The following is a 24,224-nucleotide window of genomic DNA, read 5'->3' on the forward strand; positions in this document are numbered from 1 at the left end:
CACGCGGCTCACCTGCCCGTTTCATCTCCTGGCGCGGTGTGCAATGAACGTCGTGACGGGCAGAGGAGCGGCACGGGACCACGAGGACCGTCCCACCGGGCCGGCGGTCGGTGACGACCCGGGGTCCCAGCCCGCCGCGTCCCGGGTCGCCGGGGTCGCGCCGCAGCCCCGACTCGTGCCCAGCGCCGACCCGGGTGCGCAGCGGCCCACCCCGGCGGGGAGGTCCGCTCCGGCCCGCCCCACGCCGACGGCGCCGTCACCCACACCGACCCGTCCGACCCCGGGAGCACCCGTACCCAGCCCGGTCCGGCCCGGCTCGTCGGGCCCGCCGGCCGGCGCGGCACCGGCCGGCGCGGAGACCGTCGAGGTGGAGCCGACCACCGGCGCGCCGGTGGACGCGGTGCCGCGTCGGGTGCCGGTCCGGCAGCAGGGCCGGCAGCGCGACCATGGGCCCGACGGCGACCCGCGCGACGACGACGGCGGCGCTTTCTGGGCGCCGATCGAGCAGGTGCACTGGGACGGCACCCCGGTCCGCAAGGAAGCGGCACCGGCGCGGCTTCGCGGCTTCCGGCTGGCGCTGCGCCGGGCACCCAGCCGCACGCCCCCACCGCCGGATCCGCTGCCCGGGCTCGCCGCGCTGGTGGTGCTGAGCCTGGTTGCGGCCTTCTTCGCCTGGGTCAGCGCCGGCCCGTTCTGGCTCGCTGTCGGGCACGCCCGGACGGGCACTGTGGTGATCGACGACTGCTCCGGCGGCGGGCTCACCCTGCGGTGCCGGGGGATCTTCACGGCCGAGGACGGGCGGTTCATCGCCCATGGCGTCCGGGTCAGCGGCGTGCCCGTCGAGGAGAGCACGGCCGGCACCGCGCTACAGGCGCGGATGACCGGCCCGGACAGCGGCACCGCGTACGCGGACGTCGGCGTGGCCCGGCACCTGCGGTGGCTGCCCGGTCTGCTGGTGGTGCTGGCCTGCACCGGCGGCATCGTCCGGTGGACCGGGTCGGCCCGGCTGCCCGGTCGCCGGCACCGCCGCTGGGCCGTGGCCGCCGCCATCGCCGGCCCCACGCTGATCACCGTCGGCTTCCTGGCCGCCGCGTGGTGAACCCGCCGTCCGGCGGACCGGACCAGCTCGGTCAGCTGTGCACGATCGTGTAGACGTCCCGGCGGCGCAGCGCGTACTCGGTGGCGACGTCGGTGATGGCGTCCCGGCGGGACCGGCCGGCGGCCTCCCGCTCGGCGACGGCGGCGCGCAGGGTGTCGTCGTCGGGGCGTTCGGCCGCGGTCACCGGGGCTCCGGCCACCACCAGGGTGATCTCTCCGCGCGGGTCCCCCTCGGTGGCCCACCGGGCCAGCTCGCCGAGGGGGCGGCGGAGCACCTCCTCGTAGGTCTTGGTGAGTTCCCGGCAGAGCGCGGCCGGCCGGTCCGCCCCGAACGTGTCGGCCAGGTCGGTGAGCGTCGCCCCGATCCGGTGCGGCGCCTCGAAGAAGACCAGGGTGCGCTCCTCGGCGGCGAGCGCGCGCAGCCGGGATCGACGGCCGCCGCCGGTGCGGGGCAGGAAGCCCTCGAAGCAGAACCGGTCGCAGGGCAGCCCGGAGACGGCCAGCGCGGTGGTGACCGCGCTGGGCCCGGGGGCGACGGTGACGGGCGCTCCGACATCCAACGTGGCCCGGACCAGCCGGTAGCCGGGGTCGGAGACGCTCGGCATCCCGCCGTCGGTGACCAGCGCCACCACGTACCCGGCGAGGATGGCCTCGACCAGCTCGGGGGTGCGCCGCTCCTCGTTGCCCTCGAAGTAGGAGACGATTCGACCGCCGACGGTGAGGTCGAGATCGCGCGCCAACCGGGTGAGCCGGCGGGTGTCCTCGGCGGCGACCACGTCGGCGCTGATCAGCACCTCCCGGAGTCGGGCCGAGGCGTCGGCGGGGTTGCCGAGCGGGGCACCGAGCAGAATCAGGCGCCCAACTTCGGACATTTCACCCACGGATTCGTCTCCTTCATTGCTGGGAATACCGGTATCAGGGACGACGGACGCCACCGGACACCTTGGCAGCCTACGATCGCCGGGTGACGAGTGCGTCGACAGCGCAGAGCCCGAGCGCCGATCCGGACAAGATGATCCAGGTGACGGGCGAGCCCAGTGCCACCCAGGAGCCGACGACACCGAGCGCCGAGGGCGGCGGGGTGGCCGCGGTGGTCCGGCGACGGTTCGCCACCGTCGACACCCAGGTCGACCGGTTCTCCTGGCTGGCCACGGCAGTGGTGGTGGCCATCGCGGCGATCGTGCGCTTCGTCGGGCTGTCCAGCCCGAAGGGCAAGATCTTCGACGAGACGTACTACGCCAAGGACGCCTACGGGCTGATCTCGCGTGGCGTGGAGTGGAACTACAAGGACAACGTCCCGTCGTACGTGGTGCACCCGCCGCTGGGCAAGTGGTTGATCGGCGTCGGCGAGTGGGCGTTCGGCTATCAGGACGCCGATTCCAAGGTCTCCGTCCCCGGGCACCTGATGACCACGGCGCCGGAGTTCGGCTGGCGCTTCTCGGCGGCGGTGATCGGCACGCTGTCGGTGCTGCTACTGGTCCGCATCGGTCGGCGGATGTTCCGCTCGACGGTGCTCGGCTGCGCGGCCGGCCTGCTGCTCGCCCTGGACGGCTTCCACCTGGTGCTGTCCCGCGCGGCCCTGCTCGACATCTTCCTGCTCTTCTTCGTGCTGGCGGCGTTCGGCGCACTGGTGCTCGATCGGGACGCCCGCCGTCGACGCTGGGCGCGGGCCCTGGACGACGGGCTCGATCCGAGTCAGCCGGGCCGGGCCGGCCGTCCGCCGACCGGTTGGCGCACCTGGCCGTGGTGGCGGCTGGCCGCCGGGGTGCTGATCGGCTGCGCCTGTGCGGTGAAGTGGAGCGCCCTGTACTTCGTGCCGGCCTTCGCGCTGCTGGTGCTCTTCTGGGAGGTCGGCGTCCGCCGCTCGGCGGGCGCCCGCAGGCCCTGGCGGGACACGCTCGTCGACGAGCTGCCCTGGCTGGTGCTCGCCGGCGTGCTCATGCTGGGCACCTACCTCGCCACCTGGTCGGGCTGGCTGCTCACCGACGACGGTTACTACCGGCTCGCGTCGTCCTACCCGGGCTCCCGGCTCAGCGACCGGCCGGTGATCGGCCCGCTGATCAATCTCTTCGAATACCACCGCGCGGCGTACGGCTTCCACGCCCAGCTTGATGACGCGCACAAGTACCAGTCGTGGCCGTGGCAGTGGCTGCTGTTGGGTCGGCCGGTGGCGTTCCACTACGCCGGCGACGGCGTCTGCGGCGCGGCGAGCTGCGCCTCCGAGATTCTGCTGCTCGGCACCCCGCTGCTCTGGTGGTCGTTCCTGCCGGCTCTGGTGGCGCTGGTCTGGTTGGGTGTGGCCCGTCGGGACTGGCGGGCCGGCGCGATCCTGCTCACCGTGGCCGCCGGGCTGCTGCCGTGGTTCTGGTTCGCCCTCGACGGCCGGACGATGTTCTCGTTCTACGCCGCGCCGGCGGTGCCGTTCCTGGTGCTGGCCGTGGTGTACGTGCTGGGCGCGCTGATCGCGCCTGCCGGAGGTGACGTGGGTGCGGTGGCGCCGCTGGTGCCCGGTGACCCGAGTTATGAGCGCCGACTGGTGGGCAGCATCGCGGCGGGGGCGTACGTGCTGCTGGTGGCGCTCTGCTTCGCGTACTTCTATCCGATCTTCGTGGGTCGGGTGATTCCGTACTCGGACTGGCTGTCCCGGATGTGGCTCGACGGCCGGTGGATATAAGCATCGACACGCGACGCGCCGCACAGCGCGACGGAAGAAGGGCCCGCACGCCGAAGCGTGCGGGCCCTTCTTGACAAAGACGCGCGCCCCGATCGCCTGCCACGGGGGAAGCGGGCGATTGGGGCGCGCAAGAAGAGCTTAACCACCGCGCACCACCGGCACAACGGGTCGACTTGGGTCAGATTTCCGACGGATGCTGGCCGAGCCGACAGCTTCCCTCGCACAGTTGACCGAGGGTGACCCGGCGTGGACCCTGAGCGCGGGCGCGGCCGGTCAGAGGCGATCCCCGGCCCAGCCGGAGTCGTCGGTTCCGTACGCCTCCACCCAAACGATCATCCAAAGTGGATCTCACTACACTGCGGATCGTGATCAACTTCAGACGATCGACGGCGGTCCTTCTCGGACTGTTGGCGACCACCGCCCTGACCGGGCCGGCGCAGGCCGACGAGGAGCCGGCTCCCGAGCCGCCCCGGGTCGAGCTGGTGCTGGATGTCAGCGGGTCGATGCGCGCCGCCGACATCGACGGACGCACCCGGATCTCGGTCGCCCAGCAGGCCTTCAACGAGGTGGTTGACGCGCTGCCCGAGGAGACACAGCTCGGCATCCGGGTGCTCGGCGCGACCTACCGCGGCAAGGACAAGAAGGTCGGTTGCCAGGACACCCAGCAGATCGTGCCGGTCGGGCCGGTGGACCGGTCCGCTGCCAAGGCGGCGGTGGCGACACTTCGGCCGACCGGGTTCACTCCGGTCGGGCTGGCGCTGCGCTCCGCCGCGCAGGACCTGGGCACCGGGGCCACCACCCGGCGGATCGTGCTGATCACCGACGGCGAGGACACCTGCGCTCCGCCGGACCCGTGCGAGGTCGCCCGGGAACTGGCCGCCCAGGGCACCAGCCTGGTCGTCGACACCCTCGGTCTGGCCCCCGACGAGAAGGTTCGCCGGCAACTGCTCTGCATCGCCAGCGCGACCGGCGGGACCTACACCGCCGCGCAGAGCGCCGAGGAGCTGACCGACCGGATCAAACAGCTCGTCGAGCGGGCCGCGGACACGCACACCCGGGCCCCGACCGTGGTCGGCGGCACGAGCGCGTGCGACTCGGCGCCACTGCTCGCCCCCGGTGTCTACGCCGACCGGGAGGCGTTCTCCGAGCATCGCTACTACCGGGTGCCGATCCGCCCCGGGCAGGAGCTGCGGGCCTCGGTGAGCATGGCGTTGGACCGGGCCGTCAACCGGGACTACGGGGTGCTGCTGCGGGCCACCGCGGCCGACGGCCGGGAACTCGTCCGGGGCGCGGACGCCGGCAGCGGGCGGGCCGACGTGCTCTCCGCCGGGCTGCGCTGGTCGGCCACCGCCGACGACGAGGATGCCGCCGAGACCGAGCAGAGCTCGGCGCCGGTCATCGAACCCACCACCGTCTGCCTGGTGGTCAGCAACTCGTTCGCCCCGCGTCCCGGCACCGCGGCCACCCCGGGCATGCCGGTGGAGTTGACCATCGACGTGGTCGCCGCCGCACCCGCACCGGACGGGCCGGACCTCGGCCGGGGCTGGGTGCTGCTCGCCCTGCTCACCATCGCCGGGCTGATCACCGGTCTGCTCGCCGGTCTGCTCACCCGTTGGTGGGTCGCCACCTGGAGGGAGAACTGATGCGTACCGCACTGTTCCGGTCGACGGCGACGCTGCTCGCCGCCGGCGTGGCCACTCTGCTCCCCGCTGCGGCCGTGGCCGCACCGACCCCCTCCCCGGGTGCCACGCCGGTGAACCGTGCCGGCACGTCGTTCCTCACCGCCACCCCGATCACCGCCGGTCAACCGGTACGGGTGGACGCCTCGATCGGCGACCACCTCTACTGGTCGTTCCCGGCGACGGCCGGCCAGGTGCACGAGATCAACGCCACCGTCACCTTCCCGAAGGGACGCAGCGGCGCCTCCACCTGGACGGTGGACGTCTTCGACGGGCTGCGCCGACGCCAGGCGTGCACGGCGGGGGCCCAGACCCCGACAGTGGACGCGAAGGCGTCGAACGTGGTGCTGGGCTGCACGCTGCGCGAGGTGCGGTCGTGGGCGGAGCCCTGGTCGGCCGACCCGCTGCCCGGCACGTACGTCGTCCGACTCTCCGTGATCGAGCTGCCGGAGCCGGATCTGGGTGCGCCGATCGACGTCGATCTGCTGGTCGGCACCATCGCCGACCGGGGCGCCTCGGCTGACGACGGCGAGTTGGCCGCCCCGCTGGTGCCGAACACCAAGGCCGGCACGGTGCTCAACGCCGTACCCCCGGTGGACGCGGACGCCGACGACGAGAGCGGCTCGCTGGCGGCCTGGTTGCCGGATCTCGGCTCGCGCTGGGTCTGGACCGGCATCGGCGGCGTGCTCGCCGCGGTGGCCGGCGTGGTCGGCTTCGCGGTGACCCGACGCCCTCGACGTCCCTGAGACGCCACCTCTGGTGGCCCCGCCCCAGCAGCGGGGCCACCAGAGACTCAGCTACGCCGGGAGCCGCGCGGCAACCAGCCGATGAACCGGTCCTGGAGCGACATCACCGGGGCCGCGCGCAGATCCTCGGTGGCGGCGGCGAGGCAGGAGCCCAGATAGACGCTGAGCATGGCGCGATCATCCCCGTACTCCGCCAGCAGCCGGGTGCGCTTCGTCGCGCACGGCCACTCGTCACCGCAGGAGCCGCAGCTCCAGCAGGGGGTCTTCGGGGCGTGTTCGTCAGCCCGCACCCCCGGCCGTTCCAGGCCATCGGTCATCGCACGTCCTTCCAGATGTCCACGGGACTGGCGGCTGCCGCGCCGGCCAGCATTGATGGTGGTCCCCCCGGAGCCATCAGGGAGGGCGCTGCGCGTCCCTCCGGTGTTACATCTTTGCGGTACCTTCGGCGGTCGTGGGAGTCGGAAATTTGACGGTTAATTCGTTGCGTCATTCCTACCGACCAGTAGGTCACCGGAATGCGTGACCTGCTGCCATCGACGGTCGCCGTCGCCGTCGCCGGGCCCGAGGACTGGACGGGCGCGTTGCTCCCCGCTGAGCAGGCATGTCTCGGCGAGCGGGCGGTGCAGACCCGTCGGCGGGACTTCGCCGCGGGGAGGATTTGCGCCCGCAAGGCATTGCGCGACCTCGGCCTGCCGACGACCGCCGTGCCGGCCGCCGCCGACCGCGCGCCGGTCTGGCCGGTCGGGGTGGTCGGCAGCATCACCCACACCGCCGGCTACTGCGCCGCCGCGGCGGCGCGCACCACCGACATCCGGTCCGTCGGAATGGACGCCGAGCAGCACCGCGAGGTCAATCCGGGAGTACGCCGGCTCGTGCTGCTGCCCGAGGAGGAGGCCACCTGCGCCCGGCTACCCAGCGGCACCTACTGGCCGGTCGTGCTGTTCAGCGCGAAGGAGACCGTCTACAAGGTGTGGCATCCGGTCGTGCGCGGCTGGTTGGACTTCCACGACGCCCGACTCGACATCGATCCGGATGCCGGTACGTTCACTGCCCGGATCGCACCGGCCCGGGTGGACGCGGCGGGGGTCGACGACCCGCCGACATCGATCAGCGGCCGCTTCGTGATCGCCGACGGGCTGGTCCGCACCGCCGCCGTGCTTTCAGCGCGTTGACCTCGCCCGGTTACTCATAGCGATGGATGGGATACCGATCCACATTGGCGTTCGGTGACCGATTGAACACTGTCCACGCTGGCCTGAGCGGTTTCGCAACCTCGCGGTGGGAAGCCCTCTGGCGTGGCCACTGGACGCCCCGCCACCCACGGTAACGTCGAAGAGTTCCCGCACCGCACGTACCGAAGCGTCAAGGAGTACGGTGACCCACCCCCAGCCCCGTGTCAGGCCGCACGACCCCCAGCAACCGAACCCGCAGCAGCCGACCCGCTCGTTCGCGGCGACACCGCAGCCGCCGTTCTCGGGGGCTGCGTACCCGGCGGCCAGCGGGCACACGGGCGCTGGCGGCGGATATCGGGCACCCGGTGGCCCCGGCTACCCGATCATCGCACCACCCCTGGCGCAGACGGACCGCGCCAAGAAGTCCGTCGTGCTCGTCGCGGTCACCGCAGCCGTACTCACCCTGCTCACCTGCGCCGGCGGCATCGTGGCGGTCGTCATCGGCACCAAGGGCACCTCGACCACGGTGAGCGAGGCACAGGCCACCCCGCCGACCCCACCGCCGGCGAACGGCGACACCCGCGACCTGTCGCCGGGCGACACCCTGGTCGTCAACAGCGAGGCAGGCACCGTCGAGATCACCGTGACGAAGTTCAGCAGCGCCACCAAACCCTGCAAGTCCCACGGACTGAAGCCCGGCGAGGGCATGTACGTGATCGCCGACGTGACAGTGGCTGTCACCAAGGGCACCGCGTCGACGAACCCGCTCTACTTTCAGTGGGTCGCTGCCGACGGCACCAAGACCACCGCGATCGGTGGAGCCTTCTCCGGCTGCGGCAAACCGATGCCGGCCGTGGACGACCTGACCGCTGGCACCAGACGCACCGGCAGCGTGGTGTTCGACGTGCACGACACCTCGGGCGCGTTGGAGTACCAGGACCAGTTCCAGACCGCCGGTTCCTGGAAGCCGTGACGCGCTGACGCGACGTGGGGCCGACCCCGTCCGGGCCGGCCCCACGCGGTGGGAGAGCGGTGGGTCAGCAGCCCGTCCAGCGCACCGGAGTCACCCGGTCGGCGAGGACGTTGCGGAACCCGACGACGGTGCCCGAGTCGGAGATGGACCGGGCACCGACGACCACCCTTTCGCCGCCACCCGGCAGGACCCGGGAGGTGGTGCCCCTGGCAACGCGGTCACCACCCACCACGACGCCCTTGGCGTTGACACCGGTCAGTGCCGGCATCTCGTTGTCGAGCAACGTGTGCGAGCCGTTCCGAAGGTCCCACCGCACCCTGGTCGAGCTGGTGCCGCCGCTCAGCCATACCTGGCCGATCGCCCAGCGGCCCGCCGCCGCGTTGGCCGTGCTCCACTCGGCACCGGGGATCGTGAGCGCGTCGATCCGGCCGTTTGGCCGGCGGACCCAGCTGTTCCAGTCTCCGAAGGGTCCGGCGCTGCCGACGATCGTCCCGTTGTCCGTGATCCCACCCGCCTGGGCGTCGACCGGGGCGTCGAGCACCTCGACAGTGCCCGGACGGGCGGCCGGCCAGCGCAGCGCGACCAGTTCCCCGGGGACGATGTCGGAGCCGTAGCCGACGATGTCGCCGGCATCGTTGATGGCGCTGACGAAGATGCCGGTGGACGGCAGCACCGGCAACTGCTCGAGCTTGCCGTCGCGGTACCTCCACGGCTGCCCGTAGCCGGTCCCCGCCGATCCGTTGCCGATCACGACGCCGTCGGCGTTGATGTCGACGGGGGTGGCCGAGGCCTCCGACTCCAGCTCGGTGACCCGCTGCCCGTCCCAGAACAGCAGCAGGTACTGGTTCTCGGTCTCACCGACCCGCAGCGCGGTGCCCGCGACGTAGCGACCCGTCGGGTCGACCGCGTTCGCGTCGGCGCGATAGGTGTCGGTCGGGTACGGCAGCGTACTGATCTTGCAGGTGCGGAGCGCCGCCCCGCCGGGCGCGGCGGTCGCCGTCGCGGAGACAGCGACGCCGAGAGAGGTGGCCAGCAGACCGGTTGCGGTGGCTGCGAGCATCCGGCGCCGAGTGCTTCGATTCATCCTTGCTCCCCGTGTGGGGCCCGGGTACTCCCGGGCATTCGGTTGATACTCGGCTCCACAGGTGAGCTGGCTTCTCGGTTGCGTACTGTCAGCCAAGGGACAGAAGTAGATCGGCCGGAGCTACCGTCCCCATGCCTCGGTGGCGGTGACGACCGGCTGCCCGGTGCGTATCGATTCTTCGATCGCGAGGCTGATCAGGTGGTCCTGGCATGCCTCGGCGAGGGGATACGGAGCCGGGCCCTCGTCCCGCGCCCACGCCCCGGCGCGGGCGACGATGTCGGCCACCGCGATGTCGTCGTCGGACATCCCGCTGCCGACGAACGGATTGCGGTAGACCACCTCGCCGTCGAAGCTGATGTGCTTGAGGTCGAGCCCTTCCAGGTTGAGGTCGAGACCGGTCTGCCGCCGGGTCAGGAACGACTCCACCGGCGTGCTCGGATCGACCAGGCGGACCACCCGGTCGTCCACCAGCTCACCGCGCGAGCCCCGGACCACCAACCGGCGGGTACGCAGCGGGTTCCACCACTGGTTGTCGGTGAAGTCGTACAACCCCATCCGCCCGCCGAAGTCGATGGTCGCGAGGGTGGTGGAGAGCTGCTGCGGGGTGTCGTCGCCGCTCCAGCCGGCCGGCGAGAGCGGGTTGGCCAGCGGCGCGACGAAGGCGCGCGCGCTCACCTCGGCGCTCTCGTGACCGACGCCGAGCAGACCCCGGATCAGCGAGACCGCGTGGTACAGGTGGGTCGAGGAGATCTGGACCGAGGTCGGCTCACCGAGCACCCCGGCGCGGACCAACGCCAGCCGTGCCGCGTGCCCGGGCATCAGCAGGTACTGCTCGGCGACCTGCACCAGGCCGCTGGCTCCGACGTCGGCCCAGAGCGAGCGCAGACCCGCCAGGTCGGGGGCGGGCGGCGTCTCGGCGAGCACCGGCACGCCGGCCGCCACCAACTCCCGGGTCGCCTCTGGTGTCACCGGCCACGGCACCGACACGATGACGAAGTCGGGCCGCTCGTGGGCGAGCAACTCCGCCGTCGTGCGGAAGGTCGGCACGCCCCAGTCGGCCGTCACGGCAGCACCCCGCGATTCGGTACGCGTCACCACCCCGGTCACCCGGAACCGCTCGGGAAGCAGCCGGGCCAGGCGAAGGAAGAACTCACCTCGCCAGCCACTGCCGATGATGCCGAACCGGGTCTGGGCCACCGAAGTCATCTGGGCTCCTCACGTAGAGGTCCGGATGCTAACCGTTCTCCTTCGCTACGGTGGTGCTGATGACCACCGAGCCGTTGCGGGCCGTACCCGTGCTGATGCCCGACGCGGGACCGCCCCTGGACTACTACCTGGTCCTACCTCGGCCCGACGACCACAGCCCGGCCACCACTGTGGAAGGGATCGTCGTCGAGGAGTTCACCCGCCACCACGACTTCGCCACGACGGGGCTGGACAGCGCCGGTTGGACGCCGGAGGCCGGCTGGTGGAGTTCCGCCGCGCTGAGCCGCGGCATGCGCACCGACCCCGAGGTGCTGGCGCGGGTGCTCCCCACCTCCCGCCGGGAGGCCGAGGACGTCCACCGCGCGCTCGGTGGTGGGCAACTGCCGGACGAGTCGCTGCTTCGTACGCACTTCCTCGACCATCAACCGATCGCCACCGCCCCGCCGCTGCGGCTCGGCCCGGCGCAGCCACCCGCCGGCTTCCACGAGCGGCGGGTGTACCGCGTCCTCTTCGCCAAGGACCTCCGCGCCGAGCAGGTGGCGAGCCTCCGGACGGCCTGGCGGACACCGGCGGGCGGCACTGTCGCGTCCGCCGCGAGCGGTCGTCTCGACGAGCACGGCGACCAGTTCACCTGGGATCTGCGCCGCGTCGGCCACTCCCTGGCCTGGTGTCTCGACGTGACCGCGCTGCTGAGGACCGCCGCCACCGCGACGCTCGGCTCGACCCTGTCCGAGCTGACGAACGTCCTGCGCCAGCACGGCCTGATACCCGTGACGACCGAACGCTTCGCCTAGGTGGATCAACGCCTCGCCTGGCCTGCCCGTCGGGGACGTCGGAAGGTCGGTCACGCACCTGAAAGATCGCAAAGGCCGTCTCCGACTCGCGGAAACGGCCTTTGCCGGGTCGTGCCGTCAGCTGCCGCCACCAAAGAGGGAGAGGTAGCGACTGAGGTAGAGGGGCCAGCCAGTATCGCTGTCGACTCCGTCTCGGACCGACTCCCAGCCAGGGCCGTGCCGGTCGAGGTGCCGGTGTTCCAGCTCGATTCGGGTCCGGTCTGGAGTCTCGGCAACGAATAGGACTTCGACCTCGCTGGTGAGATCCGGGTCGGCTTCGACCTGCCAGGTCGGTCCGATGTCCCAGCTGAAGACGACCCGGGTCGGCGGCTCGAACGCGAGAATGCGTGCCCACCGGCATTCGCTACCGTCGGTACCTCGGTCGTAGATGTGCCCGCCGGCCCTGGGCTCGAACACGGTCGCGGCGATCGGGACCTGGAGCAGATTGTGCTCGCGTGGCTTGAAGTCGCCGAACCGCTCGGTGAAGACGGTGAAGGCCTGTTCGATCGGCGCGTTGACGACGATCTGTCGGCGGACGACCGCCGTAGCTGCTTGCGTCATGGGCACTCCTCGGTCTCTTCAACGATGTCTTGATAGCCGTCCAGCGCCCGGCGCCAGAAGGTGTCGAGCTGGTCCCGCAGGGCGGCCAACCCGACCGGACTCAGCCGGTAGACGCGACGGGTTCCCATCGCCTGGTCGACGACCAGGCCCGCGCTCTTGAGCACCTTGAGGTGCTGCGACACGGCTGGTCGACTGATGGGCAGCTCGTCCGCCAGCTCCCCCACGGCACGGGGCCGCTCGGCCAGGCGCTGGACGATGGCGAGCCTGCTGGGATCGCCCAACGCCTCCCAGCCCGGATGCACTCCGTAAGTCACCACGAACGAAAGCTACGACTTACCGATACAGCCGTCAAGGCGAATCACCGAAGCCCCGGATCTGCCAACAACCATGGCGGCCCGGGGCTTCTTCGTATGTCGCGCCGACGGCGGGCTGTCAGCGGCGCGCTGGCGGCCGAAGGCCAGAGGCACGGCGGCGGGCCATCGGCCCGGCACAGAACAAACGAGTGCTCAGTCACGGGACATGCTTGACACTCGCGTCCCAGCAGGCGCTTGACATGATCGAGATGATCGTCAGCAGTAGTCCCCCCGTTCCTCGGCGCATTGATCCAGGGACAGTCGAGGAGGTTTCGCGGCGTGTTGGAGCCGGACAAGCTCGACGCGGCTCGTCGTCGCTTCCCAGTGGGCGAGCACATCACGGGTCAGGTCGTCCTCATACCGAGGCCCGGAGCGATCGGGTTGCTCGTGGACCTGGGCCAAGAGCCAGAGGGCTTCGTTGACGTCGTGGTCTTGCCACACGAACCGGCTGACTGGCCTCCAGTTGGCACAGTGACCACGTTTGAGGTTCTCCAACACAGGCCGGGTCAGGTTCGCCTTCTTCCTCTCGACGAGCGATTCCGTTCACGGAGCTACCTGCCCGCCAGCCTGAGCGACCAGGAGTGGCTATCCATCAAGGCGCGATTTCCGATCGGCTCCGTGGTCACCGCGACCGTCACTCACGTCTTCACCTCGAACAGGGAATACGTCGTGAGCTTCGAAGATTGCTGGTCGTCCCTGGGATGGAACAGCGAGACCCCTGAGGTCGGCGCCACTGGCAGGTACACCGTCACCCGGCACCTGGACGTCACTCGACGGGTCGTCCTTGGATCGACCGATTCATGACCAGCGGTGGTCGCAGATGTGGCGAACCTGGCGCAACGCGGCCAGCTGGCCCGATGAGGCCACCTTCCACTCTCGGCGACACTACTTCGTCACCCGCCTGATCACCTCGGGTGCCGATTCCACCGAGGCGCAGAACGCGCTACGGCACTCCAGCCTGCGGATCACGCTGGAAACCTCCGTCACTGGTGGCCGAAGAAAGACCGCCACCGCAACATCAGCAGCGGGGCTCTGCGCGACGCGAGCGCCAAACGAAAACGGGGCCCGAAGGCCCCGGATCCTCGCTGATTTGTGTCGGACCTGTGCCCGCCGATCTTGCTGGCGGGATTCTCCCCAGGTCGTACGTGTTGCTGGTGGAGCTGAGGGGATTTGAACCCCTGACCCCCTCGATGCGAACGAGGTGCGCTACCAGTCTGCGCCACAGCCCCCCGCCGGCGAACCGGCTTCGGTCCCACCCGGCTTACACCGGGCGGGCCGGCAGCAAGGCTAACAGGTCGTCGGCCTCCACCGCGAATCCGCCCCCGGCCCGGCGCTCCGGCCTGCCCGAAGATCGACTCGGCTTCCTGGAAATCGGGGCATCCCGGACGCCACAACCACCCGACTTCCAGAAACCCGAGTCGATCAAGCCAGCCGGGCACGGCCGGGACCTGGGCAAGGCCGGGACCCGGCGTCAGGCGCCTCGGCCGGCCTCGTAGGGACGGCCGCGCAGGCCGCCCGAGCGCCGGTACGAGACTGATCCACCGTTGACCGCCGCCGGCAGGTCTCCCGACCGGTCCAGGCCCATGGCGGCTCGGCGTACCCCTTCGCGTTGGGCGGCGAGGCGGCGCTGCGCCTCCCGGCGGGCCGCGGCCCGGCGGGCCTGCTCCCGGCGCACCTCGGCCTGCCGGGCGGCCAACCAGGCGGCCTCCCGGGCGCGGGCGCGGCGGCGGCGACGCCCGGCGAGGGCCTGACCCCGCAGGTGCACGACGTACAGGGCCAGGAGCAGGAAGGTGACTCCGAAGCCGACCCAGAAGCCGGGGCTGACGAACAGCACGCCGATCAGCTCGACGACGTTGAGGAGCAGGAGGGCGGCGAGCACCCGGCGACGCCGGTACACGGCGGGGGTGTGCTGTCGGCGCGGCGGCGGGCGGCGACGGGACCGCTTCGGTGCGGCGGGCACCGCGCGCAGTCGACCGGAGCGGCGGACGGCCGGTGGCGCGGAGACCGGCGCGCCCAACGCGCCGGTAGTCGCGTCTTCACTCAAGGTGACGACCAGTGAGCGCGGAGGATGGACGGGTCGCCGTCCCGGCACAGTGCGGCGCCGTCGGCGGCGCTGGAGCACCCGCGCCGTCGACTGCGCCCGCTCCGCCACCAGCCGCTCGGTGGCGTCGTACCGGCGAACCAACGCCGGGGCCAGGGCGAGCAGGCCGGCGGCGGCGAGGACGGCGAGGAGCACCGAGGTCGGCACCCTCACCCCTCCCGTCACCGAATTCGAAGCAACCGCCATCCGACCGCAGGATCTTCCATCGATCACGCCTGGGCGCGTGGATCGTCCGGCCGGGGAGCGCTTGCCGCAGCTTGCAGTTACTTGAGGTTACGGCGCACCGACCGGGATGCCACCGCGCCGCGCCGATCCCGTCCGTGGGACGAGTGGGCGGATGTCGGGAAATCCTCCTACCGCGCGTTGGCGCGAACCCGATGCCAGCGGGCCAGCAGGCCACCCTCGGCGGCGATCTCCTCACTCGTCATCGCGTACCCGATGTGGTCCCGCCAGGCGCCGTCGATGTGCATGTAGCGCACGTGGTACGCCTCCTCGCGGAAGCCCAGCTTCTCCACCACCCGGCGGGACGGCCGGTTCTCCGGACGGATGTTCACCTCCACCCGGTGCAGCCCGCCCGGCCCGAACGCGTGGTCCACGGCGAGCGCCAGCGCCGTCGGGATCACACCCTGGCCGGCGACCCGCGCGTCCACCCAGTAGCCGACGTAGCCGGAGCAGAGCGCCCGCCGCACGATGCTGCCCACGTTGATGTGCCCGACCAGCCGGTCCCGGTCGGCCTCACGCAGGCAGACCGCGAACGGCATGCCCTCACCCTCGCGGGCCGAACGCCGCTGGTCGCGGTGCACCCAACGGAACGCGGCCGGCGAGTTCATCTCGTCCCAACCGCCGGGCAGTGACGACTCCCAGGGTGCCAGCCAGGCCCGGTTGGCCCGCCGCACCTCCGACCACGCCGCCGCGTCGGAGCGCCGGTAGGGCCGCAGCAGCACTGGGCCGTCGGCCAGTTCCACCGGCCAGCCCGGTGCCCGCGCGGGTCCGAAGAGACTCACCCGCACAGTCTCCCGCGCGGGACCGTGTCGCGCGCAAGTGGTCCCACCGCGTTCACCGCACAGACCCCGACGATCACCCGACGCGGGCCGCGAGCGGACCGGTCGGGACGCGTCACCGGCGGCGGTCCAGCAGCAGGACGTCCACTGTGGAGCCGGCCGCGGCCGTGGTGACCCGCTCGCCGAGCACCAGCAACCCGTTGGCCTCGGCCAACCCGGAGAGGGTGAACGGCCCGCCGCTGAGCGGCTGGACCGTGTACCCGCCGCCGCGTCGCTCGGCGACGTGCGCCGGCCGGAACTCGCGCAGCCCCGTCGGCGACGACACGGTCTCCAGCAGGTGTGCCCGCACACTGGGTCGAAACACCGGCTCGGCGCCGGCGAGCAGTTGGATGGCGGGGCGGGCCAGCACCTCGAAGCCGATCAACGCAGCGCCCGGGTCGCCGGGCAGGCAGACCACCGGCACCTCCTCGGCGCCAACAGTGCCGAACCCCAGCGCGGTGCCGGGATAGAGCGCCACGTCGGTGAAGGTGACCGGCCCGGCGCGACCGCCCTCACGGCGGGAGAGGATCCGACGCACCATGTCGCCGGGGCCGGTGCCGGTGCCCCCGGTGGTGATGATCAGGTCGGCGCGCAGCGTCTGGTCCTCCAGCAGCCCGCGCAGCCCCTCCGGGTCGTCGTCGCAGATGCCCACCCGGTACGCCAGCGCGCCCACCTCGGCTGCCGCGGCGGTCAGCGCGTGCGAGTTCGCGTCCACCACCTGACCGGGTTGACTGCCCCGGCCCACGTCGACGAGTTCGTCACCGGTGGCCACGATGACCACCCGTGGACTGGGCCGGACCACCACGTGCCCGATGCCGGTCGCCGCGAAGACGGCGACCAGGGCCGGGGACACGTAGGTGCCGGCCCGGGCGAGCAGGGTGCCGGCGGGCAGCTCCTCACCCGCTCGGCGTACCCCGTACCCCCGTTTGGGGGTGCGGAAGATCTCCACCGCGGCCATGCCCTGGTCGGTCCACTCCACCGGGACCACGACGTCAGCGGCGACCGGCAGCGGGGCCCCGGCGGCCACCGAGAAGCACGAGCCGGGGGTGAGCCGGACCGGCCGCCAGCTCGCGGCGCCGAGATCGCCGACCACGTTGAGCCGGATGGTGCGGCCGCCGGGCGTGCCGGAGGGGGCCGGGACGTAGCTCGGCCCCCGGCCCCCTCCGGAAATGTCCTCCCAGCGCGCGGCGTAGCCGTCCACGGCCGCCTGGTCGAAGGCCGGGAAGGCGTGCGGCGCGACGACGTCCTCGGCGAGGACGTTGCCGTGCGCCTGGGTGAGGTCGAGGTCGAGTGGTGGCAGCGCGCGCAACCTGCGCAGCACGCTGCCCAGGTAGTCGGCGAGCGGCGTCAACTCGTTCGCGGCCGCCTCGGCGTCGGCCGTCGCGGTCATGTACCAGATCCGCCTGCCGCGTCGGCCTTGACGAAGTCGGCCAGCCAGGACCGGAACTCGGCGCCCAGGTCCTCGCGCTCGGCGGCGATCTGCACCACCGTCTGGAGGTACCCCAGCGGCATGCCGGTGTCGTAGCGGGTGCCCCGGTAGACGATCGCGTGCACCGGGACGCCCTCGGTGCGCAGCAGCTCCATCGCGTCGGTCAGCTGGATCTCGCCGCCGCTGCCCGGCTTGGTCCGCCGGATCGCGTCGAAGATCCTGCCCGGCAACACGTAGCGGCCGAGCACCGCGAGGTTGCTCGGGGCGTCCTCGGGCTGCGGCTTCTCCACCATCCCGGTCACCTTGACGACCTCGCCGATGTCGGTCAGCTCCGACTCGGCCGGCTCGACGGAGGCGATCCCGTACCGCTTGGTCTCGGACGGGTCGACCTCGAAGAAGGCGAGCACCACACCGCCGGTGCGGGCCTGCAACTCCAGCATCGCCGGCAGCAGCGGCTCCGACGGCTTGACGAACTCGTCGCCGAGCAGCACCGCGAAGGGCTGGTCGCCGACGTGCGACTCGGCGTACCCGATGGCGTGGCCGAGCCCGAGCTGCTCGGGCTGCCGCACGGTGTAGATCTCGGCCAGCTCGCTGGGCCGACGCACGGCGGCCAGCCGCTCGGAGTCGCCCTTCTCCTCCAACCTGGTCTCCAGGTCCGGGCGACGGTCGAAGTGGTCCACCATCGACGTCTTACCCCGACCGGTGATCAGCAACACGTCACCGATGCCAGCCTGCGTGGCCTCCTCGACGATGTACTGCAACACCGGCCTGTCCACCACCGGCAGCAGTTCCTTGGGCACCGCCTTGGTGGCCGGCAGGAACCGGGTGGCCAGTCCGGCGGCCGGGATGACGGCCTTGACCGCCAGGGGACGGCCAGTTGCGGCGACCGTCGATGAGGGGTTCGCTGAGTGCTCCGACATGCCGCGAGACTATCGGCCACGGCTCTGCCGCGGCGGGTGTGGCCCAGAAGACGCGCCGCCACCCGGCCCCGGCCGCGCCGCGTCCGGGCCGGCCCGCGCCGCGCCCGTCGCGCTGTCCGGCGTGTCGTCGGCCGAATCCGGTCGGGCGTGCGCCGGGCCCGCCAGCGATGATTCCGGTACGCCCGCCGCCGGGTCGGACCGGGCGGGCCCGCCCGGCTCCCGGCTGGCCTGCACCGGCTGGCCGGCGCGCGGCAGCCCGTCGGGTGGGCTCACCGCACACGCGAGCACCGGAATCTCCCGGGTCGGCAGATCCGAGCGCACCTCGGCGACCCGGTACGTGTCGCGGCCCGCCGCCTTGGCCGCGTAGAGCGCGTCGTCGGCGGCCTCCAGCACCTCCCGCCCGGTGCTGCCGTGGTCCGGGAAGACGGCGATGCCCACCGACACGGTCACCAGGACCGGCCCGGCGTACGCCTCGACGGCGATGGGCGTGTCGCGCACCGCCGCGCCGAGGCGCTCCGCCACGATCGCCGCGCCCCGCGCGTCGGTCTCCGGCAGCAGCAGCACGAACTCCTCACCACCCTGGCGGAAGGCCAGGTCGACCTCACGGATCTCCCCGCGCACCCGCCGGGCGAACTCGGCCAGGACGGTGTCCCCCGCTGCGTGCCCGTAGGTGTCGTTGACGTCCTTGAACCGGTCCAGGTCCAACGCGAGGACGCTGAGCATCCGCCCGAAGCGGCTGGCCCGTTCCACCTCCCGCCGGATCGACTCGCGCAGGTAGCGGTAGTTCCACAGCCCGGTGAGCGGGTCGGTGAGGGAGAGCCGCTGCGCCTCCTCGTGCACCCGCACGTTGTCCACCGCCACGGCCGCGTGACCGGCGAAGGTGCGCAGGGTGGCCAGGTCGTCGTCGTCGAACTCGTCGGCGCCCAGCCGGTCGTAGAGGGCCAGCACGCCGAGCGCGGCCGCCGCGCCCGCCTCGTCGACCGACCCCGAGGGTCCGCCGAGGGTGGCCGTGGCACCGCCGGCCGGGGCGGCGAACGGAACCGCGACGTAGGTGCGGCAGCGTGGCTCACCCGTTGGCGCCTCGGTCGACTCCGTCCTGCCCCGCTGCGGTTCCCCGGTGGCGGCGACCTCACCGACCACGCCGACGCCGACCGGCACCCGGAGCGTCTGCGACCCGTCCGCCTCCTCGGCCGGCCAGCGCCCGTCCAGCCCCTCGGTGCACTGCGCGACGAGCACCCCGCCGGTCTCCACCAACAGCACGGCACCGGCACGCGCGCCGGTGGCCCCGATGGCACTGCGCAGGATCACCCGCAGGATGCGTTGCAGGTCGTGCGTGCTGGCCAGGGTGTCGCCGAGCACCGCGAGGTGCCCGCGCAGCTGGTCCCGGTTGCTGGTCAACGCCGCGACGTAGGAGCCGGTCTCCCGGGTCATCCGGTTGAACGCGGCGGCCAACCGTCCCAACTCGTCGCGACTGCGTACCGGCACCCGGGCGGTCAGGTCACCCTGGGCCACCCGGTCGACCGCACCGGCCAGCTCCGCCAGCGGCCGGGTGGTCACCCGGGCCAGCCGCCAGGCGGTCAGCACGGCGAGCAGCCCGGCCAGCACGACCACCCCGAGCAGCGTGGCGTGCAGCCCCGGTGGCCGTTCACTGGGCACGGAGAGCACCAGTGGCAGCGGCTGCGCGTCGGAGGGCCCGAGCCTGCGCACGTACCGGCCCTCGTTGGTCTCGGTGACCTGCTCGCCCCGAACGCCGACGGCGGCGGCCAGCACCGCGTCGCGGACGTCACGGGACTCGGTCGTGTGGGTGACCCGCGCGGCGCTCGCCCCACTGTCGAGCAGGGTGACCGCCACCCCGGTCACCGCCGCCAGTCGGGCCACGAAGGCCGGGTCGACCAGTTGCGCGGCGGTCACCGTGCCCAGCCGGGTGCCGGCGCGATCGTGCAGGTCGACCTGGGCGGCCAACGCACGGACCGGGCCGGCCGAGCCTCGGTTCGAGCCCCCGTTCGTGCCCTCGGCCGAGCCGGCGCAGTCCTGCCACGGGGTCGACGGAGCACCGGGCGAGATGTAGGTGACCTGGCCGGCCACGTCGGTGATCAGCACCGCGGCGGCCAGTCCCCGGCCGACCAGTTGCGCGGCGGCGACGGCCGGATCGGCGGTGAGCGCCACCGCGTCGGCGGTGGCGCGTAGCTGCTGGCAGAGTGCGTCGACCGAGGTACGAACGGTGGACGCCGCCACCGCCAGGCGCTCGGTGGAGCGGCTGCGGTCGACCGCCGCGAGGGTAGAGGCGACGAAGAGCGCGCCGAGCAGGACCGGCCCGAGCACCACTACGAGGAAGGCTGCCGTCAACCGCCCGCGTAGCGTCACTCGGTCCCCCCGGAAGTTCCGCCTCCGTTGCTTGCGATGCTGACACAGTGCAACCGTGGGAGAGGCGTTGCGTCAGGAGTGTTGCGTGCCGGAATTTTCTGATGAAGCGGAAGTGACCCGGATGGCGAAGCGGGACACCCGCGTGGAACTGCTCGCTCGCCGCCGGTCGCTGCCCGCCGCCACCCGGGCATCCGCCGCCGGGCGCGTGCAGGCCGAGCTGGTCACCCTGGTACGCCGGCTGCGCCCGCACCGGATGACGGCGTACGTGCCGGTCGGCTCCGAACCGGGCGGCGCCGACCTGCCCAAGGTGCTGCGGGCGGCGCTGCCGGCGGACGCCGAGTTGCTGCTGCCGGTGCTCCTCGCCGACCTGGATCTGGACTGGGCGGCGTATACCGGGCCGGATGCCTTGATCGCGGCGGGACGGGGTATCCGCGAACCGGTCGGTGTCCGTCTCGGGGTGACCGCGGTGGCGCACGCGGAACTCGTTGTCGTACCGGCTCTCGCGGTCGACCGCCACGGTCGGCGGCTCGGGCGCGGCGGCGGCTCGTACGACCGCGCACTCGCCCGGGTACCCGATGCGGCCCTGACGGTGGTACCGCTGCACGACGGTGAGCTGGTCGAGGCGCTGCCGGCGGAGCCCCACGACCGTCGGGTGCGCGCGGTGGTCACTCCCGCCGACGGGGTGCGTACGCTTGACGGCGGCCCGGGAGCGGCGCACGGTGTCGCGCCCCACACGTCTGCTGGACGAACCCGGGGCGAATGACGCACCATTGGCACTCGAATACGTCGAGTGCCAACTGGCGGAGCCCAGATCCGGAGGAGAACGTGCCCACGTACCAGTACGCCTGCACCACGTGCGGTCAGCAGCTCGAGGCGGTGCAGTCCTTCTCTGACGAGCCGTTGACCGAGTGCCCGGCGTGTCAGGGGCGGCTGCGCAAGGTCTTCAACTCGGTCGGCATCGTCTTCAAGGGTTCGGGCTTCTACCGCACCGACTCCCGGGCTTCCGGCTCCGAGACGACCGCCGGCGGCACGGCCACCAAGCCGGCGAAGTCCGAGTCGTCCTCCAGTGACAGCTCGTCGTCCTCGTCGTCCTCTTCGGGGTCCTCGTCCTCGTCCGGGTCGTCCTCGGGCTCGTCGTCCTCCTCGGGCTCGTCTTCCGGGTCGTCCTCGGGTGGATCGGGCGGCGGCAAGGCGGCGGCGGCCAGTTCCACGACCTGATCGCCGAAGGCCCGACCCCACCACGGGTCGGGCCTCGATCAACTCGGGAGGTCAGCCCCTCCTCGCGGTGCCGACGACCCGACTTCCCACCAGACCCGACCGGCCCACCGATTGGTCTTGATCCACTCGGGTTTGTCTTGATCCACTCGGGTTTCAGGAAGTCGGCCTGTCTCCGTCGCCCTGACCGCCCAGATTCCTTGATCTTGAGTCGATCAAGGCGGCTGCCATAGCAAATCGTGCCGACGGATGCGCGTTTTCCACAGGCCGGGCGGTTGTCCACAGGCGTCGGCTGCGGGTCGGCCGAGGCGGCCGGAACTGCCTAGCCTCCCGTACGCGGGTGCCACTGCGGCGCTCGGGGACGGGAGGCGGCAGAGGCGATGGTCGATCCGGATTCCGCGCGGGCGTTGCGCCCGCTGCGCCAGCTCACTGCGCCCGGCGGGCGCACCCTGCTCCGGGCCGGTCTGGTCGCCGCGCTGCTCGGCCTGGCCGCCGCGGTCCTGCACACCCCGGCCGGATGCCCGCCGGCCGTCGTGCCCTCCGACTCACCATCGGTGGCAGACCGAACCCCGCCACCACAGACTCCACCGCCGTCAGCGGGGGCCCGAACCGGAGGGGGCTGACCCGCTCACCGACGGGTACGACACGACGGGGCAGGTTCCGCACGAAGCCGTCCTGCCCGGTCATCGCGCGGTCGAATGACGGATCGAGGTCGTGAGGGTCTGGCCGAGCCACCCGGGGTCACTCCCAGTGCGGGGGGCGTTCGGCGAGCAGCCAGTCGTCGTTGCCGCCCGACCGCTCGCCCCAACCACGGTCGGTGTCGTCAGAGGTCTGCTCGGGCAGCACCACGAAGTCTTCGCTCAGGTCGACGGCGCGGTCATCGTCTCCACGTGCGCCGTGCGTGCCGGGGTCCTCGGTGCTCACGAGCGGCAAGACTAGCGCAGCCGACGACGGTGGACCGGGCCATCGGCGGTGCCCACTCCGGCCAGAGCCGGCCAGGCCGGCCGGACCGCCGACCGTGGGCGCGCCGGCCAGAAGCGACCGGGCCGCCGGTCGCGTTGGTAGCGTCGGACGGCGTGACGACCCCCAGCGGTGGCAGCACCCCGGACGACTACTGGCGACGGCCCGACACCGGTGACGACGCGGTGGCGGACCAACCTCCCGCCGCGCCCGCGACCACACCACCGACCGGGCCCACCGACCCACCGCAGGACGAGCAGGCCAGCCCGGCATCGACGGGCGGTACTGCCAGCGAGAACGACGGCCCGCCGCCGGCCGGTCCAGCGCCAACGGGCGGTACTGCCAGCGGACACCCCGGCCCGCCACCGGCCGGGCCGACCGGGCCAGCGCCAACGGGCGGCACTGCCAGCGGGTACTCCGGCCCGCCACCGAGCGTGCCGCCGCCGGCGGGTTGGCGTCCACCCGTACATCTGCAGCCGGCGCCGCCGCGACAGCTGCCACCGCAGGACATGGCCGACCTGGACGCGGCCGAGCAGCGCTCGCAGCGGGTCACCTACGGCTTCGGCGCTGCGGCCGGCGTGGTGCTTCTGGTACTGCTCTGTCTGCTCTGCTCGCGAGTCATCTTCTGATGCCACCCCCGGGCAGCAGCAGCGGGCAGCAGCTCAGAGGGTGGTGCCCCAAACCGTCTCGGCACCGGAGTGGCCCGTCAGGTAGACGTAGACCAGGGCGGCAATGGAAAGCCCCACGGCCGCTACCGCCAGCACCGGGATGACCAGCGCGGGCAGTTGCGGCACCCGGGGGTGCCCACTTGTCGCCACGAGCAGCAGGATGGCCACGATCCCGAGCGGCACCACGACGCGTAACAGGATGTCACCGTATCGGGAGTGCTCGAAGATCTGATCGAGGATCGGCCCCTGGAAGCCCCGGGCCACCAGCGCATCGGTGAGTGCCTCACCCGACTTGACCGCGACGTAGGCGGTCACCGGCGCGGCCACGGCGAGGAGGCCCAGCGCCCAGTCCAGCCGGTGCCGCCACCGCGGTAGCCCCACGTACGCGATGGCCAGCACCGCCAGCAGCGGCACGAACACGACGACCGCGTGGATTACCAGGACGTGCACCGGTAGACCCAGGATCTCCTCGAACATCGAACCCTCCAGGTGGATCATGGTCAGGAGTGGTCAGCCTATGGTCCGCCGATCGTCCCCAGGCTCTCGACCGGTGACACGCGCGCCACGTCGATCGGGTTCATCCTCTGGGCCGTACTCCCGATCTTGCCTGGCTGTGTCGGTGGCCACCCGGAGCGGGCGACGGTTGTCGATGCGGGTCGGGCGTGTTGTCATTGGCCAATGTCCGGTGCCGAGGAGCTGCTGCGGTCGAGGGGCCTGCGTGTCACGCGGCCACGTCTCGCGGTGCTCGACGTGCTGGCCGGCGGCGGCCACCTGGAGGTCGACGAGATCACCCGGCGGGTTCGCGAACGCCTCGACTCGGTCTCCACCCAGGCGGTCTACGACGTGCTGGGCGCGCTGTCCCGGGCCGGGCTGTCACGCCGGATCGAGCCGGCGGGCAGTCCCGCCCGCTATGAGGCGCGGGTGGGCGACAACCACCACCACGTGGTCTGCCGGGGCTGCGGCGAGATTGCCGACATCGACTGCGCGGTGGGCAGCGCCCCGTGCCTGGAGCCGAACGGCGCACACGGGTTCGAGGTGGACGAGGCCGAAGTGACCTTCTGGGGCCTCTGCCCGGGCTGCCGGGCCCGCCGCTCCGCCGACGTCTGACCAGCGGCACCGGCGGCACGTGACCGGCGAGGGCGGCCCGA

The 24,224-nt window shown here is 72.2% G+C and carries 27 protein-coding genes, 1 tRNA gene and 1 pseudogene; 14 read left to right on the plus strand and 15 right to left on the minus strand.

The window, feature by feature from the left end; all coding sequences use genetic code 11:
* The first annotated feature begins 52 nt into the window (after positions 1 to 52).
* Positions 53 to 1,099 (plus strand): hypothetical protein, encoded by a 1,047-nt coding sequence (locus GA0070561_RS03150; RefSeq protein WP_244166038.1) that lies wholly within the window; start codon positions 53 to 55, stop codon positions 1,097 to 1,099.
* 31 nt (positions 1,100 to 1,130) lie between these two features.
* Here the strand turns inward: GA0070561_RS03150 and rsmI are convergent, their stop codons facing one another.
* Positions 1,131 to 1,970: a 16S rRNA (cytidine(1402)-2'-O)-methyltransferase gene (gene rsmI / locus GA0070561_RS03155; RefSeq protein ID WP_373861709.1), complete on the minus strand. Its 840-nt coding sequence runs from the start codon at positions 1,968 to 1,970 to the stop codon at positions 1,131 to 1,133.
* A gap of 140 nt (positions 1,971 to 2,110) precedes the next feature.
* Between rsmI and GA0070561_RS03160 the strand changes: the two genes are divergently transcribed.
* The 3 genes from GA0070561_RS03160 (at position 2,111) to GA0070561_RS03170 (ending at position 6,197) form a co-directional block, all read left to right on the plus strand.
* Entirely contained in the window at positions 2,111 to 3,772 is a 1,662-nt protein-coding gene (locus GA0070561_RS03160) for a dolichyl-phosphate-mannose--protein mannosyltransferase (RefSeq protein WP_244166097.1), read from the plus strand.
* A gap of 365 nt (positions 3,773 to 4,137) precedes the next feature.
* Positions 4,138 to 5,415, plus strand: coding sequence for a VWA domain-containing protein (locus tag GA0070561_RS03165; protein ID WP_091397261.1), 1,278 nt, complete (start codon positions 4,138 to 4,140; stop codon positions 5,413 to 5,415).
* Positions 5,415 to 6,197 (plus strand): peptidase, encoded by a 783-nt coding sequence (locus GA0070561_RS03170; RefSeq protein ID WP_091394671.1) that lies wholly within the window; start codon positions 5,415 to 5,417, stop codon positions 6,195 to 6,197. The genes GA0070561_RS03165 and GA0070561_RS03170 overlap by 1 nt, the downstream gene beginning before the upstream one ends.
* A 47-nt stretch (positions 6,198 to 6,244) precedes the next feature.
* Here GA0070561_RS03170 and GA0070561_RS03175 read toward each other — a convergent pair whose 3' ends face one another.
* Positions 6,245 to 6,514, minus strand: a complete 270-nt coding sequence (locus GA0070561_RS03175) for a hypothetical protein (protein WP_091394675.1) — start codon at positions 6,512 to 6,514, stop codon at positions 6,245 to 6,247.
* 198 nt (positions 6,515 to 6,712) lie between these two features.
* Between GA0070561_RS03175 and GA0070561_RS03180 the strand changes: the two genes are divergently transcribed.
* Both GA0070561_RS03180 and GA0070561_RS03185 read left to right on the plus strand, forming a co-directional pair.
* Positions 6,713 to 7,369, plus strand: a complete 657-nt coding sequence (locus GA0070561_RS03180; RefSeq protein WP_091394679.1) for a 4'-phosphopantetheinyl transferase family protein — start codon at positions 6,713 to 6,715, stop codon at positions 7,367 to 7,369.
* 202 nt (positions 7,370 to 7,571) lie between these two features.
* Positions 7,572 to 8,342, plus strand: a complete 771-nt coding sequence (locus GA0070561_RS03185) for a DUF4352 domain-containing protein (protein WP_091394683.1) — start codon at positions 7,572 to 7,574, stop codon at positions 8,340 to 8,342.
* 64 nt (positions 8,343 to 8,406) lie between these two features.
* Here GA0070561_RS03185 and GA0070561_RS03190 read toward each other — a convergent pair whose 3' ends face one another.
* Both GA0070561_RS03190 and GA0070561_RS03195 read right to left on the minus strand, forming a co-directional pair.
* Complete coding sequence (locus GA0070561_RS03190) at positions 8,407 to 9,426, minus strand: hypothetical protein (RefSeq protein ID WP_141710306.1); 1,020 nt, start codon at positions 9,424 to 9,426, stop codon at positions 8,407 to 8,409.
* Between the two features lie 120 nt (positions 9,427 to 9,546).
* Positions 9,547 to 10,632, minus strand: coding sequence for a Gfo/Idh/MocA family protein (locus GA0070561_RS03195; RefSeq protein ID WP_091394690.1), 1,086 nt, complete (start codon positions 10,630 to 10,632; stop codon positions 9,547 to 9,549).
* A 59-nt stretch (positions 10,633 to 10,691) separates the two neighbouring features.
* On the opposite strand from GA0070561_RS03195, the gene GA0070561_RS03200 reads away from it, so the two are divergent.
* Positions 10,692 to 11,426: a hypothetical protein gene (locus GA0070561_RS03200; RefSeq protein ID WP_141710307.1), complete on the plus strand. Its 735-nt coding sequence runs from the start codon at positions 10,692 to 10,694 to the stop codon at positions 11,424 to 11,426.
* Between the two features lie 117 nt (positions 11,427 to 11,543).
* Here the strand turns inward: GA0070561_RS03200 and GA0070561_RS03205 are convergent, their stop codons facing one another.
* Both GA0070561_RS03205 and GA0070561_RS03210 read right to left on the minus strand, forming a co-directional pair.
* Positions 11,544 to 12,026 (minus strand): SRPBCC family protein, encoded by a 483-nt coding sequence (locus GA0070561_RS03205; RefSeq protein WP_091394696.1) that lies wholly within the window; start codon positions 12,024 to 12,026, stop codon positions 11,544 to 11,546.
* Positions 12,023 to 12,343, minus strand: a complete 321-nt coding sequence (locus GA0070561_RS03210) for an ArsR/SmtB family transcription factor (protein ID WP_208603676.1) — start codon at positions 12,341 to 12,343, stop codon at positions 12,023 to 12,025. The genes GA0070561_RS03205 and GA0070561_RS03210 overlap by 4 nt, the downstream gene beginning before the upstream one ends.
* A 315-nt stretch (positions 12,344 to 12,658) precedes the next feature.
* Here GA0070561_RS03210 and GA0070561_RS03215 point away from each other — a divergent pair, with 315 nt between their 5' ends.
* Both GA0070561_RS03215 and GA0070561_RS03220 read left to right on the plus strand, forming a co-directional pair.
* Positions 12,659 to 13,183, plus strand: a complete 525-nt coding sequence (locus GA0070561_RS03215; protein ID WP_208603677.1) for a hypothetical protein — start codon at positions 12,659 to 12,661, stop codon at positions 13,181 to 13,183.
* A 16-nt stretch (positions 13,184 to 13,199) separates the two neighbouring features.
* On the plus strand, positions 13,200 to 13,553 hold the full coding sequence (locus GA0070561_RS03220; RefSeq protein WP_244166039.1) for a tyrosine-type recombinase/integrase: 354 nt from the start codon (positions 13,200 to 13,202) through the stop codon (positions 13,551 to 13,553).
* Here GA0070561_RS03220 and GA0070561_RS03225 read toward each other — a convergent pair.
* The 6 genes from GA0070561_RS03225 to GA0070561_RS03250 all read right to left on the minus strand — a co-directional run bounded on the left by GA0070561_RS03225 (position 13,532) and on the right by GA0070561_RS03250 (position 20,233).
* Positions 13,532 to 13,608, minus strand: a tRNA-Ala gene (locus tag GA0070561_RS03225). The two genes, GA0070561_RS03220 and GA0070561_RS03225, sit on opposite strands and share 22 nt — an antisense overlap.
* Positions 13,609 to 13,850: 242 nt before the next feature.
* Positions 13,851 to 14,627 carry a divisome protein SepX/GlpR gene (gene sepX / locus GA0070561_RS03230; protein ID WP_091394699.1) on the minus strand — a complete coding sequence of 259 codons (777 nt, stop codon included), beginning with the start codon at positions 14,625 to 14,627 and terminating at the stop codon, positions 13,851 to 13,853.
* Between the two features lie 206 nt (positions 14,628 to 14,833).
* Entirely contained in the window at positions 14,834 to 15,484 is a 651-nt protein-coding gene (locus GA0070561_RS03235) for a GNAT family N-acetyltransferase (RefSeq protein WP_091397273.1), read from the minus strand.
* Positions 15,485 to 15,596: 112 nt separating this feature from the next.
* Positions 15,597 to 16,910: a molybdopterin molybdotransferase MoeA gene (locus tag GA0070561_RS03240; protein WP_091394702.1), complete on the minus strand. Its 1,314-nt coding sequence runs from the start codon at positions 16,908 to 16,910 to the stop codon at positions 15,597 to 15,599.
* Complete coding sequence (locus GA0070561_RS03245) at positions 16,907 to 17,869, minus strand: UTP--glucose-1-phosphate uridylyltransferase (RefSeq protein WP_091394705.1); 963 nt, start codon at positions 17,867 to 17,869, stop codon at positions 16,907 to 16,909. The genes GA0070561_RS03240 and GA0070561_RS03245 overlap by 4 nt, the downstream gene beginning before the upstream one ends.
* Before the next feature lie 9 nt (positions 17,870 to 17,878).
* On the minus strand, positions 17,879 to 20,233 hold the full coding sequence (locus GA0070561_RS03250) for a GGDEF domain-containing protein (RefSeq protein WP_091394709.1): 2,355 nt from the start codon (positions 20,231 to 20,233) through the stop codon (positions 17,879 to 17,881).
* Positions 20,234 to 20,318: 85 nt separating this feature from the next.
* Here GA0070561_RS03250 and GA0070561_RS03255 point away from each other — a divergent pair, with 85 nt between their 5' ends.
* Positions 20,319 to 20,996, plus strand: coding sequence for a 5-formyltetrahydrofolate cyclo-ligase (locus tag GA0070561_RS03255; protein WP_091394712.1), 678 nt, complete (start codon positions 20,319 to 20,321; stop codon positions 20,994 to 20,996).
* A pseudogene (locus GA0070561_RS34030) lies at positions 20,993 to 21,199 on the plus strand (FmdB family zinc ribbon protein); the annotation flags it as partial. The gene GA0070561_RS03255 and the pseudogene GA0070561_RS34030, both read left to right, overlap by 4 nt.
* Before the next feature lie 14 nt (positions 21,200 to 21,213).
* Here the strand turns inward: GA0070561_RS34030 and GA0070561_RS34035 are convergent.
* Positions 21,214 to 21,444, minus strand: coding sequence for a hypothetical protein (locus tag GA0070561_RS34035; protein ID WP_244166112.1), 231 nt, complete (start codon positions 21,442 to 21,444; stop codon positions 21,214 to 21,216).
* A gap of 384 nt (positions 21,445 to 21,828) precedes the next feature.
* On the opposite strand from GA0070561_RS34035, the gene GA0070561_RS33890 reads away from it, so the two are divergent.
* Entirely contained in the window at positions 21,829 to 22,071 is a 243-nt protein-coding gene (locus GA0070561_RS33890) for a hypothetical protein (protein WP_181545422.1), read from the plus strand.
* A gap of 118 nt (positions 22,072 to 22,189) precedes the next feature.
* On the opposite strand, the gene GA0070561_RS03265 is transcribed toward GA0070561_RS33890, so the two are convergent.
* A complete protein-coding gene (locus GA0070561_RS03265; protein ID WP_091397276.1) occupies positions 22,190 to 22,372 on the minus strand; it encodes a hypothetical protein in 183 nt (60 codons plus the stop codon).
* A gap of 152 nt (positions 22,373 to 22,524) precedes the next feature.
* On the opposite strand from GA0070561_RS03265, the gene GA0070561_RS03270 reads away from it, so the two are divergent.
* On the plus strand, positions 22,525 to 23,037 hold the full coding sequence (locus tag GA0070561_RS03270; protein WP_244166040.1) for a hypothetical protein: 513 nt from the start codon (positions 22,525 to 22,527) through the stop codon (positions 23,035 to 23,037).
* A gap of 33 nt (positions 23,038 to 23,070) precedes the next feature.
* On the opposite strand, the gene GA0070561_RS03275 is transcribed toward GA0070561_RS03270, so the two are convergent.
* Positions 23,071 to 23,553: a DUF2231 domain-containing protein gene (locus GA0070561_RS03275; RefSeq protein WP_091397283.1), complete on the minus strand. Its 483-nt coding sequence runs from the start codon at positions 23,551 to 23,553 to the stop codon at positions 23,071 to 23,073.
* Positions 23,554 to 23,754: 201 nt separating this feature from the next.
* Between GA0070561_RS03275 and GA0070561_RS03280 the strand changes: the two genes are divergently transcribed.
* Positions 23,755 to 24,183 (plus strand): Fur family transcriptional regulator, encoded by a 429-nt coding sequence (locus tag GA0070561_RS03280; protein WP_091394719.1) that lies wholly within the window; start codon positions 23,755 to 23,757, stop codon positions 24,181 to 24,183.
* The last annotated feature ends 41 nt before the right edge of the window (positions 24,184 to 24,224 follow it).

This window comes from Micromonospora saelicesensis (assembly GCF_900091575.1).
GTDB classification, from domain to species: Bacteria; Actinomycetota; Actinomycetes; order Mycobacteriales; family Micromonosporaceae; genus Micromonospora; species Micromonospora saelicesensis.

What these genes read in the sequence shown, in the direction of transcription:
- GA0070561_RS03245 (WP_091394705.1), bottom strand. Translation starts at nt 17,869, where the DNA reads ATGTCGGAGCACTCAGCGAACCCCTCATCGACGGTCGCCGCAACTGGC.
- GA0070561_RS03275 (WP_091397283.1), bottom strand. Translation starts at nt 23,553, where the DNA reads ATGTTCGAGGAGATCCTGGGTCTACCGGTGCACGTCCTGGTAATCCAC.
- GA0070561_RS03160 (WP_244166097.1), top strand. Translation starts at nt 2,111, where the DNA reads ATGATCCAGGTGACGGGCGAGCCCAGTGCCACCCAGGAGCCGACGACA.
- GA0070561_RS03195 (WP_091394690.1), bottom strand. Translation starts at nt 10,632, where the DNA reads ATGACTTCGGTGGCCCAGACCCGGTTCGGCATCATCGGCAGTGGCTGG.
- GA0070561_RS03280 (WP_091394719.1), top strand. Translation starts at nt 23,755, where the DNA reads ATGTCCGGTGCCGAGGAGCTGCTGCGGTCGAGGGGCCTGCGTGTCACG.
- GA0070561_RS03200 (WP_141710307.1), top strand. Translation starts at nt 10,692, where the DNA reads ATGACCACCGAGCCGTTGCGGGCCGTACCCGTGCTGATGCCCGACGCG.
- GA0070561_RS03240 (WP_091394702.1), bottom strand. Translation starts at nt 16,910, where the DNA reads ATGACCGCGACGGCCGACGCCGAGGCGGCCGCGAACGAGTTGACGCCG.
- GA0070561_RS03170 (WP_091394671.1), top strand. Translation starts at nt 5,415, where the DNA reads ATGCGTACCGCACTGTTCCGGTCGACGGCGACGCTGCTCGCCGCCGGC.
- rsmI (WP_373861709.1), bottom strand. Translation starts at nt 1,970, where the DNA reads ATGTCCGAAGTTGGGCGCCTGATTCTGCTCGGTGCCCCGCTCGGCAAC.
- GA0070561_RS03180 (WP_091394679.1), top strand. Translation starts at nt 6,713, where the DNA reads ATGCGTGACCTGCTGCCATCGACGGTCGCCGTCGCCGTCGCCGGGCCC.
- GA0070561_RS33890 (WP_181545422.1), top strand. Translation starts at nt 21,829, where the DNA reads ATGGTCGATCCGGATTCCGCGCGGGCGTTGCGCCCGCTGCGCCAGCTC.
- GA0070561_RS03175 (WP_091394675.1), bottom strand. Translation starts at nt 6,514, where the DNA reads ATGACCGATGGCCTGGAACGGCCGGGGGTGCGGGCTGACGAACACGCC.
- GA0070561_RS03205 (WP_091394696.1), bottom strand. Translation starts at nt 12,026, where the DNA reads ATGACGCAAGCAGCTACGGCGGTCGTCCGCCGACAGATCGTCGTCAAC.
- GA0070561_RS03190 (WP_141710306.1), bottom strand. Translation starts at nt 9,426, where the DNA reads ATGAATCGAAGCACTCGGCGCCGGATGCTCGCAGCCACCGCAACCGGT.
- GA0070561_RS03220 (WP_244166039.1), top strand. Translation starts at nt 13,200, where the DNA reads ATGTGGCGAACCTGGCGCAACGCGGCCAGCTGGCCCGATGAGGCCACC.